At 70.1% G+C, this 14,054-nt stretch carries 10 protein-coding genes and 1 riboswitch; of the genes, 4 read left to right on the top strand and 6 right to left on the bottom strand.

Translation table 11 applies throughout. The features are described 5' to 3' along the window. Nucleotides 1–614: 614 nt before the first annotated feature. Nucleotides 615–1,625 (bottom strand): polyprenyl synthetase family protein, encoded by a 1,011-nt coding sequence (locus ACWCPI_RS05960; protein WP_451036953.1) that lies wholly within the window; start codon nt 1,623–1,625, stop codon nt 615–617. 924 nt (nt 1,626–2,549) lie between these two features. Next, a riboswitch (cyclic di-AMP (ydaO/yuaA leader) is annotated at nt 2,550–2,724 on the top strand. Nucleotides 2,725–2,729: 5 nt separating this feature from the next. Here ACWCPI_RS05960 and ACWCPI_RS05955 point away from each other — a divergent pair. Beyond that, entirely contained in the window at nt 2,730–3,494 is a 765-nt protein-coding gene (locus ACWCPI_RS05955) for a transglycosylase SLT domain-containing protein (RefSeq protein ID WP_451036952.1), read from the top strand. 49 nt (nt 3,495–3,543) lie between these two features. On the opposite strand, the gene ACWCPI_RS05950 is transcribed toward ACWCPI_RS05955, so the two are convergent. Beyond that, nucleotides 3,544–4,374 carry an HAD family hydrolase gene (locus tag ACWCPI_RS05950; protein WP_388809815.1) on the bottom strand — a complete coding sequence of 277 codons (831 nt, stop codon included), beginning with the start codon at nt 4,372–4,374 and terminating at the stop codon, nt 3,544–3,546. Nucleotides 4,375–4,610: 236 nt separating this feature from the next. Further along, nucleotides 4,611–4,874, bottom strand: coding sequence for a carboxymuconolactone decarboxylase family protein (locus ACWCPI_RS05945; protein WP_451036951.1), 264 nt, complete (start codon nt 4,872–4,874; stop codon nt 4,611–4,613). A gap of 235 nt (nt 4,875–5,109) precedes the next feature. On the opposite strand from ACWCPI_RS05945, the gene fahA reads away from it, so the two are divergent. Both fahA and ACWCPI_RS05935 read left to right on the top strand, forming a co-directional pair. Continuing rightward, nucleotides 5,110–6,330, top strand: a complete 1,221-nt coding sequence (gene fahA / locus ACWCPI_RS05940; RefSeq protein WP_451036950.1) for a fumarylacetoacetase — start codon at nt 5,110–5,112, stop codon at nt 6,328–6,330. A 407-nt stretch (nt 6,331–6,737) separates the two neighbouring features. Further along, nucleotides 6,738–7,676, top strand: a complete 939-nt coding sequence (locus ACWCPI_RS05935; RefSeq protein WP_451036949.1) for a M56 family metallopeptidase — start codon at nt 6,738–6,740, stop codon at nt 7,674–7,676. A 258-nt stretch (nt 7,677–7,934) separates the two neighbouring features. Here ACWCPI_RS05935 and recQ read toward each other — a convergent pair whose 3' ends face one another. Next, nucleotides 7,935–9,953 (bottom strand): DNA helicase RecQ, encoded by a 2,019-nt coding sequence (gene recQ / locus ACWCPI_RS05930; protein WP_451036948.1) that lies wholly within the window; start codon nt 9,951–9,953, stop codon nt 7,935–7,937. A gap of 201 nt (nt 9,954–10,154) precedes the next feature. Between recQ and ACWCPI_RS05925 the strand changes: the two genes are divergently transcribed. After that, nucleotides 10,155–10,757, top strand: a complete 603-nt coding sequence (locus ACWCPI_RS05925) for a Uma2 family endonuclease (protein WP_451036947.1) — start codon at nt 10,155–10,157, stop codon at nt 10,755–10,757. 75 nt (nt 10,758–10,832) lie between these two features. Here ACWCPI_RS05925 and nuoN read toward each other — a convergent pair whose 3' ends face one another. Beyond that, entirely contained in the window at nt 10,833–12,482 is a 1,650-nt protein-coding gene (nuoN, locus tag ACWCPI_RS05920) for an NADH-quinone oxidoreductase subunit NuoN (protein ID WP_451036946.1), read from the bottom strand. Beyond that, a complete protein-coding gene (locus ACWCPI_RS05915; protein ID WP_451036945.1) occupies nt 12,479–14,050 on the bottom strand; it encodes an NADH-quinone oxidoreductase subunit M in 1,572 nt (523 codons plus the stop codon). Before ACWCPI_RS05915 ends, nuoN begins: the two co-directional genes overlap by 4 nt. Nucleotides 14,051–14,054: the final 4 nt, after the last annotated feature.

The following is a 14,054-nucleotide window of genomic DNA, read 5'->3' as shown; positions in this document are numbered from 1 at the left end:
CCCTGAGCCGCCATTCTCACCCGAATCGGTGAGGAGTGGTGTTGTCCGTGGTTCCATCTGACCAAATCGGCCAGGGCGATTCGTCAGCCTGCGGAGCCAACTCCGCGTACACCTGCGGTATGACAGCCGGCGGCGGCGTCTCCCCCGACCCGTAGGGGTCGAGGGAGAAGACCCCGGCGTGTGTGCCGCCGATTGCCGCGGTTCGCCCGGCGTGCGGCACGCGGGACCGCGTCACCTTCAGGTCGCACTCGCCCGGGCAGGGCGTTCGACCGCCGCATCGGCGAGGCCGGCGTAGGGGAAGTCGGGTCGGCCCACGGGGTCTTGAGGGGAGCGGGAGCGTTCACCGTGGGCGGCGTCGGCGCCCTGGTGGACGCGTGACGATGCGCACGGGGGCGGTCGGCGGCGAGGGCGGCCACCACCGCGACGGCGGGACCACCGGTTTCTCGGGATGGTCTCCTGGATACGCACACCGGCGCGTGAGGCGAGTCACATACGGCGAGGGCTGCCGCGACCGGGGTCCGCGACCGTTGCCCGCGTCCGAGGTCCGCGACCGTTGCCCGCGTCCGAGGTCCGCGACCCGTGCGCGAGGGGTCGCGGCGAGGTCCGGCGGTCGGCTATCCGGCCCGATGCACCACGGCGTCGCACAACTCCGTCAGCGCGGCCTTGGCGTCCAGGTCGGGCAACGGAGCCAGCGCGGCCCTGGCCTCCTCCGCGTACCGCACCGTGTCCCGGCGCGCCTGCTCAAGCGCCGGATGCACCCGCAACGCGGACAGCGCTTCGGCATGCCGCACGTCGTCACTCAGGTCGGAGGCCAGCAGCTCGCACAGGGCGACGTCCTCGGCGAGCCCGAGGCGCTCGGCCCGCTCCCGCAGCCGCAGCACCGGCATGGTCGGGATCCCCTCCCGGAGATCCGTCCCTGGCGTCTTGCCCGACTCGTGGGAGTCGCTCGCGATGTCCAGCACGTCGTCCGCCAGCTGGAAGGCGACCCCGAGCCGCTCCCCGTACTGGGTGAGCACATCGACGACCGTATCGTCGGCGCCTGACATCATCGCCCCGAACCGGCACGACACCGCCACCAGCGAGCCGGTCTTGCCGCTCAGCACATCCAGGTAGTGCTCGACCGGATCCCGCCCGTCCTGCGGCCCCGCCGTCTCCAGGATCTGCCCGGTGACCAGCCGCTCGAACGCCTCGGCCTGCACCCGCACCGCCTCGGGCCCGAGGTCGGCCAGGATGTGCGAGGCCCGCGCGAACAGGAAGTCCCCGGTCAGGACGGCGACGGAGTTGCCCCAGCGCGTGTTCGCGCTGTCCACGCCGCGCCGCACAGCGGCCTCGTCCATGACGTCGTCGTGGTACAGCGTCGCCAGGTGCGTCAGCTCCACGACCACGGCCGACGGCACGATCCCCGGCGCATCGGGGTCCCCGAACTGGGCGGCGAGCATCACGAGCAGCGGCCGGAACCGCTTTCCGCCCGCCCGTACCAGGTGCTGGGCGGCCTCGGTGATGAAGGGGACCTCACTCTTGGTGGCTTCGAGCAATCCCTCCTCGACAGCCGCCAATCCGGCCTGGACATCGGCTTCCAGAGCCTGGTCCCGCACGCTCAGCCCGAACGGCCCGACGACGGTCACGAGGGGTCTCCTGTCTGCTGGTGTCTGCTGGCGGTTACACGGTTTGTCGATAGGTCGCTGCCATCACTCAAGTCAGCGTATCCGGTCACGTTTCGATCACCGATGCCGCCCACCCGTCCACCATGGGCGGTATCGGATCACGACCGGTATGTTTTTGATCACCCGATAAGGCCGGATACCTATCCCCTTATAGGTAAATAGCATCCACAATCCTGACGCGGCCGCGACACGGGAACCCCTCGACCGGCGCGAGCGCCACGCACGCGAAGCCTTCCATGCCGTCATGGACATGCCGAATCGAAGCGCCGTCCGTCACCCCGGCGAGATTCACCCTCGCGCACATCCGCACATCCCTCCCCCTTCGAGACGCCCCTCCGGGCGGGCCCGCGCCGACACCCGTCGAGTACCCACAGCAGGACAGGAACCACGGACGATCACCATGACAACGACACGCACCGCGTCCGAGGTTCCGTCCCACACCCGACACGGCCGCGAGTTCGATGCGAGCCAGCCCTTGCGCGTGAAGTGAGCCGGACCTTCCACGTGTTGACACGGGGTCGGCCCATCCGGGTGCGTAACACAAGACGGCACGAAGGCTCCCTTTTCCGCCGCACACGGGAAAAACGGACTCCAGATACGGTCATTTGAGGGCGAGTTGGATCCATTGCCCGATTTGCCGCTCTTGTGGAGACCAGTGAGTTGAGTCACGCGCCACCCTCATCCCGGTCGATCACCCCCACCCCGCGTCCCCTTGCAACACACGCAAGTTGAGGCTTGGCAACCGCAAAGGATCAAGCGCCCCATAGGTGTCCGATCATGGTCAACCCGCCCAACAAGTGACCACGGCACTTGTTCCCGACATGTGCTCTCGCATACGTTCCCGCTCAGTCGGGCGGACGCCGAATCCTGCCGCCGCCCGAGTCAGCCACCTACGCACTCATTCACGCACGGCAGGAGCGGGGGACCCAGGTAAGTCGCCGGACCCGACGCCTCGATGGCACGGGCCCGGCTGGGGTGAAGTCGTGCCGTCCCAGGGCGGCACGCCGGGCATCTCCCGCCCGAACCCGACAGCTCACCTCGCAGGCACCGGAGAGGAACAGCGCCATGCCCCGAGGCAAGCACCGCCGCCCCCGTACCAACCCGCTCACCCGACGCGTCGTCGCCGCCGGAACCGGAACCGCCGCCCTCGCCCTCCCGCTGCTGAGCGCGACCAACGCCACCGCCGCCGAGCCGGCCAAGGTCCCCAGCACCCTGCAGACGGCACCTCAGTCCGCGCCGTCCGCCGTGAAGGCCAAGACCCTCACGTACACCACGAAGAAGGGCGACTCGCTCTACGGCATCGCGGAGCGGTACGACGCGCAGGGCGGCTGGCGCCAGCTCTACAAGGACAACCGCGAGGCCATCGGCGACAACCCCCGGCTGATCCACCCGGGCCTCGACCTGAAGGTCCGGGCCACCAAGGTGCCGGGCAAGACGGCGGACAAGGCGTCCGCGCCGGCCAAGAAGTCCAGCGTGGCCCGCGCCACCCAGGCCGCCGCCAAGACGTACCCCGACAACCTGGACGGCTGGATCCGCGAAGCGCTGGACATCATGGCGCAAAAGGGAATTCCGGGTTCCTACGAGGGCATTCACCGCAACATCCTGCGTGAGTCGTCCGGCAACCCGGCCGCCATCAACAACTGGGACTCCAACGCCGTGGCGGGCACCCCGTCCAAGGGCCTCCTGCAGGTCATCGACCCGACCTTCGCGGCGTACCACGTGCCGGGCACGGCGTACGACCCCTTCGACCCGGTCGCGAACATCACCGCCGCGTGCAACTACGCGGCCGCGCGGTACGGCTCGATCGACAACGTGAACGGGCCCTACTAGACCGCGGACGGCCCGGCCCCCGCCCGGGGCCGGGCCTACTGCCTACTGCCTACTGGGCGAAGTCGGCCAGGCTCCCCACGAACAGCCGCTCAAGGACGACGGCGATGCCGTCGTCCTCGTTCGAGAGGGTGATCTCGTCGGCCACCGCCTTGAGTTCGGGGTGGGCGTTGGCCATCGCGACACCGTGGGCGGCCCAGTCGAACATGGGGATGTCATTGGGCATGTCACCGAAGGCGATGGTCTCGTGCGCGCCCAGGCCGAGATGGTCGGCGGCGAGCGCGAGACCGGTCGCCTTGGTGACGCCGCATGGCTGGAGTTCGACGGTCCCCGGCCCCGACATGGTGACGGTGGCGAGAGAACCGACCACCGCCCGCGCCGTGGCCGCCAACTCGTCGTCCGACAAGGTCGGATGACGCAGCAGCACCTTGCTGATCGGCTCGCACCACAGGTCCTCGCGACGCCCGACCCGCACCGCGGGCAAAGTCGGGTGGGGCATCAGATAGCCGGGCTCGATGAGCGTGAGCCCGTCTACCCCGTCCTGGTCGACGGCCGCGTACACCTGCCCCACCTCCGCCTCGATCTTGCCGAGCGCGGTCTCCGCCAACTCCCGGTCCAGGGTGATGGACCACAGCAGCCGGTCCGATCCGGCGTCGTACAACTGCGCACCCTGCCCGCACACCGCGAGCCCCGTACTGCCCAGGGCGTCGAGGAGCGGCCGCACCCTTGGCGCCGGCCGCCCGGTCACGACGAGGTGCTGGGCACCGGCCGCCGCCGCCAGCGCAAGCGCGTCGACGGACCGGTCCGAGTGCGTGTCGTCGCCTCGGAGCAGGGTCCCGTCGAGGTCAGTGGCGATGAGTGAATATGCGATAGGTGCGGCCATGATCAGAGAATACGGACAGGACGCCCCGTCGACTCGACGTGAACCGGACGGCTGCTGTGTTCACATGTGTTGACACCTGTTCCGGTTTCCCAGCCACTCCCCCTTCTTTTTCCGTTTCTGTTCCCGTGCGACAACTTCCTTCCCCTTGCTGCGATTTCACCCCCACGTGGTGCCCGCCGGCTCGTTGATCGTGGTGTTGATGCGGTTGAACATGTTGGAGACGGAGATGGTGAGGATCAGCGCTGACAACTCCTTCTCTTCGAAGTGGTCGGCTCCTTCTCGTCGCAGTGGTAGGCCACTTCGATCCACAGCTCCTGCGGAAGCGACTCGTGCGAACGGTCCGCGAGCCTCGTCATCGCCTCGGTCAGCCGCAGTGCGGCCCGCTCGGCGTCGGTGAACCCGGGCGCCTCCCGCCACGCCGAGACGGCATCGGTCCGCTCGTCGCTCGTCCCCGCCTTGCGCAGGTCGGCCGTGTGGCCGTGCGCGCACAGGCGCCGCACCCGTCGATCTGGCCGGCATTCAGCCCTGCGGCAGACCGGACCGCTCTCGCCGGTCATGACGAACCGGCGGCACATCGGCCGCCGCGGATCCCCCGAAGCCCGGCGCCGTGTGCGGCGACCTGGTGATTCACGACCGGCGACGCGAAAATCGGCACTGCCCAAGAGGGGTGCCTCACACGTAACGTGTGGCCCGACCACATGGCACACGGAGCGGATGAGAGTGAGGCACGACCCCATGCCCCCCTTCGATCTCCCCGAGGGCGACCCCTTCGGTACGCACAACCTTCCGTACGGCGTCTTCTCCCTCCCCGGCTCGGACGCCGCACGCCGGGTCGGCGTCCGGCTCGGCGACCACGTCCTCGACGCGGGCGGGGCGGCCCACGCACTCGGCTCGCCGTACGCCCCACTGCTGGCACAGGACTCGCTGAACCCTCTGCTCGCCGCGGGCCCCACCACCTGGTCGGACGTCCGGCGCGCGCTGACAGCCTGGGTGACGGTGCCGGCGCACCAGGAGGCCATCACGGAGTTCTTCCATCCGCTGTCGTCGGTCTCGTTGCACCTCCCCTTCGAGGTCGCGGACTACGTCGACTTCTACGCCTCCGAGAACCACGCCCGGAACGTCGGCCAGATCTTCCGCCCCGACGCGGCGGACTCCCTGACCCCCAACTGGAAGCACCTGCCGATCGGTTATCACGGCCGTGCGGGCACGGTCGTCGTGTCCGGCACGGATGTCGTACGGCCGTCCGGCCAGCGCAAGGCGCCCACTGACGCGGCTCCGGTCTTCGGCCCGTCGGTCCGCCTGGACATCGAGGCCGAGGTCGGCTTCGTGGTCGGCACACCGTCTCCGATGGGCAGGCCGGTGGCACTGGGCGACTTCCGGGAGCACGTCTTCGGTCTGTGCCTGCTCAACGACTGGTCGGCTCGTGACATCCAGGCGTGGGAGTACGTCCCCCTTGGCCCGTTCCTCGGCAAGTCCTTCGCCACGTCGGTGTCGGCGTGGATCACCCCCCTCGACGCCCTGGAGGATGCGCGCGTGGCACCGCCCGAGCGCACCCACCCGCTGCTGCCGTACCTGGACGACTCGGGTTCCGAGACAGAACCCGGTGGCTACGACCTGCGTATCTCGGTGGCCGTCAACGGCCATGTGATCTCGGAACCTCCCTTCTCCTCCATGTACTGGACGGCCGCCCAGCAACTGGCCCACATGACCGTGAACGGGGCTTCCCTGCGCACGGGCGACCTGTTTGGCTCGGGCACGGTGAGCGGCCCGACCGAACGCGAGCGCGGGTCTCTGCTGGAGCTGACGTGGAACGGCCGGGATCCCCTGGAGCTGCCGGACGGCAAGCGGACGTTCCTGGAGGACGGCGACGTGGTGACGATGTCCGCCTGGGCTCCGGGGCCGGGCGGGGTCCGGGTGGGGCTGGGCGAGGTCACGGGGCGGATCGTGGCGGGGTGATGCCGGGGGCTCCCCGCGGCGGCCGGGGCGCCCATGCGCACGTTGCGGCCCCCCGCCCGGAATCCGGGGCTCCGGCCCACTCGGAAGCCGGGCGGCCCGTCCGTTCCCACGCCGGGGGCCCGTCCGTTCGCACGCCGAGGACCCCGCTCTCCCGGACTCCGGGCGCCCTGGCCCGTGACCTGGTCAACACACAGCCTCCGCCTGCTGTTTCGCGGCAGCGGTGAGCTGCCGGACGGACCGCTGAACGCCTGCGCAGGCTGCATTCGGGGCGTCTTTCTGGCTGACTCCCGCGAGGGTCACCGTCATACTGGCTGGCGGTGGGAAACGCGCCGCAGCCGTCCCTCGCGGCCCACCACCCCGCACAGCCGACCCCGCACCTTCCCTGACCAGGATCCGGAGCCCCCGGCATGACCGTCTGCCTGCTCCTGCTGAGCATCCTCGCCCTGACGGCCGCCGTACCCGTCCCCCGAGCGCTGACCCGGGCCACCTGGCCCGAACGGGAACCCGTGGTCGCCCTCTGGACCTGGCAGTGCCTGGTCGCCACCGTCCTGCTGTGCTGCCTCACGGCCCTGGCCCTGGCCACCGCCGCCGTCTTCGGCACGGTGCGCGCCCAACTGTTCGCGCCGGCGCCCCCGTCGGTGACCGAGGCGTACGGCCTCTCGGCCACCCCGCCCTGGACGGCCGGCCTCGGTCTGCTGCTCGCCTGCGGTGCCGCCTGGACGACGGCGATGCTGGTCCGCGAGCTCGTCGAGGCGCGCCGGCACCATGACCAGACCAGGGCCCACCTGCGGGAACGCGCCCCCGAGCTGCCCGCCGGGCTGGGCTCGGGGCGCGGTCCGCTGCTGGTCCTGGAGGACGAGTACCCGGACGCCTGGTGGATGCCGGGCAGTCCGTCCCAGCTGGTCGTCACCACAGGCGCCCTGCGCCGCCTCACCGACCACCAGCTCGACGCCGTCCTCACCCACGAGCGTGGCCACGCCCGAGCCCGCCACGACTGGCTGCTGCACCTTTCCACCGCGCTTGCCACCGGCTTCCCCCGCGTCCCCTTGTTCGCGCACTTCTGCGACCAGACCCACCGCCTGGTCGAACTGGCCGCAGACGACACCGCGTCCCGGCGCTGCGGTCACCTGACGACGGCCCTGGCGTTGATCGAGCTCAACCAGCACCGTGGCGTTCTGTCCTGCGACTCCACCCACCGCCTCCTGGGCGAACGCGTCAACCGCCTGCTCCAGCCCCCGCCGCGCCTGGGCCGCCGCGACCGGGCACTGACGACGACCCTGGCCGCGCTGGTGCCGCTGCTCCCCGTGCTGATCACGTTCGCGCCGGGACTGACGGCGTTGGCCTGACGGTCGTGCGCGGGCCACCGCCGCATGGCCCACTCGGGCCCTGAACGGCATCGCCGCAGGCGCGGCACGCCGGACCGCGCTCCCGCCTGCCCCGCGGCGCCCGCACGCCCTCTCGCCGCACCGGGCGAAGCCCCGAGCACGTCCGGGTACGCGGGCCTCCGCCCGGCACTCCCCCGGCCTTTCGGCCGGGCCCCCGGAGCACGCACCGGACGCCGCGTGGCCCGCCCCCGGGCGGACGACGGGACTGTGCGGACCCGGCTAAGCCCAGTCCTCCGGTTCCTCCGGCTCCGCCTCCAGCTCGGGCCAGTCGTCCGCGCCCGGATCCGCGTCCCGGTCCGCGGCGGCACCGGCCCCGGCCGCGGGCTCGCCTCGCACCGAGCCCAGGACCTCCAGCACTCCCTCTCCGTAGGTCGCCAGCTTCTTCTCCCCCACTCCGCCGACGCCGCCGAGCTCACGCACCGACTGGGGCCACACCGTCACGATCTCCCGCAACGTCGCGTCATGGAAGATCACATAGGCCGGGACCCCCTGCTCCCGAGCCTGCTCGGCACGCCAGGCCCGGAGCGCCTGGAAGGCCGGGACCAGCTCCTGCGGCAACTCGGCCACCGCGGCCTTCGCCTTGCGCTCCCCCCGCCCGGAGCCCGAACCCGTCGCCCGCGCGGCGGCGGGCTGCTTCGGCTCCTTGCGCAGCGGCACCTCGCGCTCCCGCCGCAGCACCGATCCGCTCGCCTCCGTCAGCACGAGCGTTCCGTACTCCCCCTCGACCGCGAGCAGTCCCTGCGCGAGCAACTGCCGGATCACGCCCCGCCATTCGCCCTCGTTCAGCTCCTCGCCGATGCCGAACACGGACAGCTGGTCGTGGTCGAACTGGATCACCTTGGCGGTGCGCCGCCCCAGCAGGATGTCGACGATCTGCACCGCCCCGAACTTCTGTCCGCGTTCCCGCTGCAGCCGCACCACCGTCGACAGCACCTTCTGTGCCGCGACCGTGCCGTCCCAGGTCTCCGGCGGGGTCAGGCAGGTGTCGCAGTTGCCGCAGCCCGCGGGGTCGGGGTCCTGGCCGAAGTAGGCGAGCAGTTGGCCCCGCCGGCACTGGGTCGTCTCGCACAGCGCGAGCATCGCGTCCAGATGCGATGCGGCCCGGCGCCGGAACGCCTCGTCGCCCTCGCCCGACTGGATCAGTTTGCGCTGCTGAATGACGTCGTTGAGGCCGTAGGCCATCCAGGCGGTGGAGGGCAGCCCGTCACGACCGGCACGGCCGGTCTCCTGGTAATAGCCCTCGACGGACTTGGGCAGGTCGAGGTGGGCGACGAACCGCACGTCCGGCTTGTCGATGCCCATCCCGAAGGCGATGGTCGCGACCACGACCAGGCCCTCCTCACGCAGGAAGCGGGACTGGTGCGCCGCGCGCGTCCCCGCGTCCAGGCCCGCGTGGTACGGCACCGCCTCGATGCCGTTGCGGGTCAGGAACTCGGCCGTCGCCTCCACGGACTTGCGCGACAGGCAGTAGACGATGCCCGCGTCGCCCGGGTGTTCCCCCCGCAGGAAGCTCAGCAGCTGCTTCTTCGGGTCCGCCTTGGACACGATCCGGTACTGGATGTTGGGCCGGTCGAAGCTCGCCACGAAGTGCCGGGCGCCCGGCATGTTCAGCCGCTGGGTGATCTCCTGGTGCGTCGCGTGCGTGGCCGTCGCGGTGAGCGCGATCCGCGGGACGTCCGGCCAGCGCTCACCGAGCAGCGAGAGGGCCAGGTAGTCGGGGCGGAAGTCGTGGCCCCACTGGGACACGCAGTGCGCCTCGTCGATGGCGAAGACGGCGATCTTGCCGCGCGAGAGCAGGTCGAGGGTCGAGTCCAGGCGCAGTCGCTCCGGTGCGAGGTACAGCAGGTCCAGCTCGCCGGCCAGAAATTCCGCCTCCACCACGCGCCGCTCGTCGAAGTCCTGCGTGGAGTTCATGAACCCGGCGCGCACGCCGAGCGCCCGCAGCGCGTCCACCTGGTCCTGCATGAGCGCGATGAGCGGCGAGACGACCACTCCCGTACCCGGTCTGACCAGGGACGGAATCTGATAGCACAGGGACTTCCCGCCGCCGGTCGGCATGAGCACGACGGCGTCGCCGCCGGCCACCACATGATCGATGACGGCTTCCTGTTCACCGCGGAAGGCCTCGTACCCGAAGACGCGGCGCAGTGCGGCCACCGCCTCACTCCCGGCCGCCCCGGTTGTGCCGGCCGTCTCGGTCACCCTTGGCATCACGCTGATCCCGCCCGTCGCACCCATTGCCATGTCCCCCGTACGTCGTCTCTCGACCACTGCGTCCACGATAGGGGCCACGACCGACAGTCCCGGAGTTATCCACAGGCCGCTCCGCGAGCCCTGCGTCAAGGACGCGACCATCGTTCATACGTTCGTGGCAGACCTGCCCGGTTTCCGGCGGATAGTCTGGGTGGACCGGCGAGCCTCCGTCCCATGGGAGCACTGATGAGCGTCGCACCGAAGGCGTCCACGCCCACTTGGCCGACCCCGCCGGAAGGCGGCTGGACCGCCGACGACCTGGACCGCCTCCCGAATCTTCCTCCGCACACGGAACTGATCGACGGGAGCCTGGTCTTCGGGAGTCCGCAGACCCTTTTTCACTCGCGCGCTGTGAGCTTCTTCGAGTGGCAGCTCCAGTCCCTGGCACCTGCGCAGTTCGAGGTCATCCGCGAGTTCACCATCGACATCGACCGGCAGAACCGGCCCGAGCCGGACGTGATCGTCGTGAGCGGGGACGTGGTGGAGGACTCGGAGCAGACGCGGTTCCCGGCGGAGGCGGTCCTCCTGGCCATCGAAGTCGTCTCGGCCGACTCCGTGTCCCGGGACCGCGAGACCAAGCCGCTGAAGTACGCCCGCGCGAAGATCCCCCACTACTGGCGGGTGGAGAACGAGAAGGGCCGCGCAGCCGTGCACGCCTTCGAGCTGGAGCCGACCACCCGCGCGTACGCCAGCGTGGGGATCTTCCGTGAGCGGATGAAGGTGGCTGTTCCGTTCCCTGTCGACCTGGACCTGACCCGGATCAAGACGCGTCGCGACAAGGAACAGTAGGCCCGCACACATCACAGCGGCCCGGCACCCTGAGGGAGCCGGGCCGCTGCGGTACGGGCGACAGCGAGCGCCTCGTCAGCGCACGAACACCCCCGCCGTACTCGCCAGATCCAGGAAGTACTGCGGCGCCACGCCCAGCACCAGCGTGACCGCCACACCGACCCCGATCGCCGTCATGGTCAGCGGCGACGGCACCGCGACCGTCGGCCCCTCCGGCTTCGGCTCGCTGAAGAACATCAGGACGATGACCCGGATGTAGAAGAACGCCGCGATCGCCGACGAGATCACACCGACCACGACCAGCGGGCCCGCCCCGCCTTCCGCCGCCGCCTTGAACACGGCGAACTTCCCGGCGAAGCCGGAGGTCAGCGGGATACCGGCGAAGGCCAGCAGGAACACCGCGAACACGGCCGCCACCAGGGGCGAACGTCGGCCCAGACCGGCCCACTTGGACAGGTGCGTCGCCTCGCCGCCCGCATCCCGTACGAGCGTGACGACCGCGAACGCCCCGATCGTCACGAACGAGTACGCCGCCAGGTAGAACAGGACCGACGACACTCCGGACGGCGTGGCCGCGATGACACCCGCGAGGATGAAACCGGCGTGCGCGATCGACGAGTAGGCCAGCAGCCGCTTGATGTCGGTCTGCGTGATCGCGACGATCGCACCGCCCAGCATGGTGACGATGGCGACGCCCCACATGACCGGCCGCCAGTCCCAGCGCAGGCCGGGCAGCACGACGTAAAGGATCCGCAGCAGCGCGCCGAAGGCGGCCACCTTCGTCGCCGCCGCCATGAACCCGGTCACCGGCGTCGGCGCACCCTGGTAGACGTCCGGCGTCCACATGTGGAACGGCACCGCGCCCACCTTGAACAGCAGGCCCATGACGATCATCGCGGCACCGATCAGCAGCAGCGCGTCGTTGCCCATGGTGTCCGCGAGCGCCGGGCTGACGTCCGGGACCGTGCCGTCGACGACCTGCGCGATCGTCGCGTACGACACCGAGCCCGCGTAGCCGTACAGCAGCGCGATGCCGAACAGGGTGAACGCGGAGGCGAAGGCACCCAGCAGGAAGTACTTGACCGCGGCCTCCTGCGACATCAGCCGCTTGCGTCGGGCCAGCGCGCACATGAGGTAGAGCGGGAGTGAGAACACTTCCAGGGCGATGAACAGCGTCAGCAGGTCGTTGGCCGCCGGGAAGACCAGCATGCCGGCGACCGCGAACATCAGCAGCGGGAACACCTCGGTGGTGGTGAACCCGGCCTTGACGGCGGCCTTCTCACTGTCGCTGCCCGGCACGGACGCGGCCTGCGCGGCGAATGAGTCCACCCGGCTGCCGTGCGCCGCCGGGTCGAGTCGCCGTTCGGCGAAGGTGAACAGGCCGACCAGGGCCGCCAGCAGGATCGTCCCCTGCAGGAACAGGGCCGGACCGTCGACGGCGATCGCGCCCATCGCGGCGATACCCGACTTGGTCGTGGCGTAGCCCCCGGCCGCCAGCGCCACCACCGCGGCGAAGGCGGCGACGAGCGCCACGACGGAGACGAACACCTGTACGTGGTAACGGGCCTTGCGCGGGACGACGGCCTCGATCAGCACCCCGATGATCGCCGCACCGACGACGATCAGGGTGGGCGACAGCTGTCCGTACTCGATCTTCGGCGCGTCGATCTTCGAGATCGGGTCGGCCGCGGTTGTCCACAGGCTGTGGACGGCTGATGCGCTCACTTGGCCGCCTCCACCTCGGGCTGGGGGTCCTTCTTCTGTACGTCGGACATGGTCTGCTTGACCGCCGGGTTGACGATGTCCGTGACGGGCTTCGGGTAGACGCCCAGGAAGATCAGCAGTGCGACCAGCGGGGCGACGACGACGAGCTCGCGCACCCTGAGGTCGGGCATCGCGGAGACCTCCTCCTTCACCGGCCCCGTCATCGTCCGCTGGTAGAGGACCAGGGTGTAGAGCGCGGCGAGCACGATGCCGAAGGTGGCGATGATGCCGATCACCGGGTAGCGCGTGAACGTGCCGACGAGTACCAGGAACTCACTGACGAAGGGCGCCAGCCCCGGCAGCGACAGGGTCGCGAGGCCGCCGATCAGGAAGGTGCCGGCCAGCACCGGCGCCACCTTCTGCACACCGCCGTAGTCGGCGATGAGCCGCGAGCCGCGCCGGGAGATCAGGAAACCCGCGACCAGCATCAACGCGGCCGTGGAGATGCCGTGGTTGACCATGTACAGCGTCGCGCCGGACTGCCCCTGGCTGGTCATGGCGAAGATGCCCATGATGATGAAGCCGAAGTGCGAGATCGACGCGTATGCGATCAGGCGCTTCATGTCCCGCTGGCCGACCGCGAGCAGCGCCCCGTAGATGATGCTGATCACCGCCAGGACGAGGATCGCGGGCGTGGCCCACTTGCTCGCCTCCGGGAACAGCTGGAGGCAGAAGCGGAGCATCGCGAAGGTGCCCACCTTGTCGACGACCGCGGTGATGAGGACGGCGACCGGTGCGGTGGCCTCCCCCATGGCGTTGGGCAGCCAGGTGTGCAGCGGCCACAGCGGCGCCTTCACCGCGAAGGCGAAGAAGAAGCCGAGGAACAGCCAACGTTCGGTGTTCGTCGCCATGTCGAGCGAGCCGTTGGCCCGGGCCTCGGCGATCTCCTGGAGGCTGAAGTTCCCGGCGACCACGTAGAGGCCGATCACCGCGGCCAGCATGATCAGACCGCCGACCAGGTTGTAGAGCAGGAACTTCACGGCGGCGTACGACCGTTGCGTCGACGCCACCTTCTCGCCGTGCTCGTGGGCACGGTCCCCGAAGCCGCCGATGAGGAAGTACATCGGGATGAGCATGGCTTCGAAGAAGATGTAGAACAGGAAGACGTCGGTGGCCTCGAAGGAGAGGATCACCATCGCCTCGACGGCCAGGATCAGGGCGAAGAAGCCCTGCGTCGGCCGCCAGCGGCTGCTGCCGGTCTCCAGCGGGTCGGCGTCGTGCCAGCCCGCGAGGACGATGAACGGGATCAGCAGCGCCGTCAGCGCGATGAGCGCCACCGCGATGCCGTCCACGCCGAGTTCGTAGCGGACGCCGAAGTCCGCGATCCAGGCGTGGGATTCAGTGAGCTGGTAGCGGTCCCCGTCGGGGTCGAAGCGGACCAGGACGGTGATCGCGAGGGCGAGTGTGGCCAGCGAGAAGAGCAGCGCCAGCCACTTGGCGACGGTGCGCCGCGCGGCCGGTACGGCGGCCGTGGCGATCGCCCCGATCGCCGGGAGCACCGCCGTGGCTGTCAGCAGGGGAAAGGACATCGGT

This window comes from Streptomyces sp. NPDC001920 (assembly GCF_053594495.1).
Note: the sequence above shows the minus strand (reverse complement) of the source record. Positions and strands in the feature narration are given on the sequence as shown.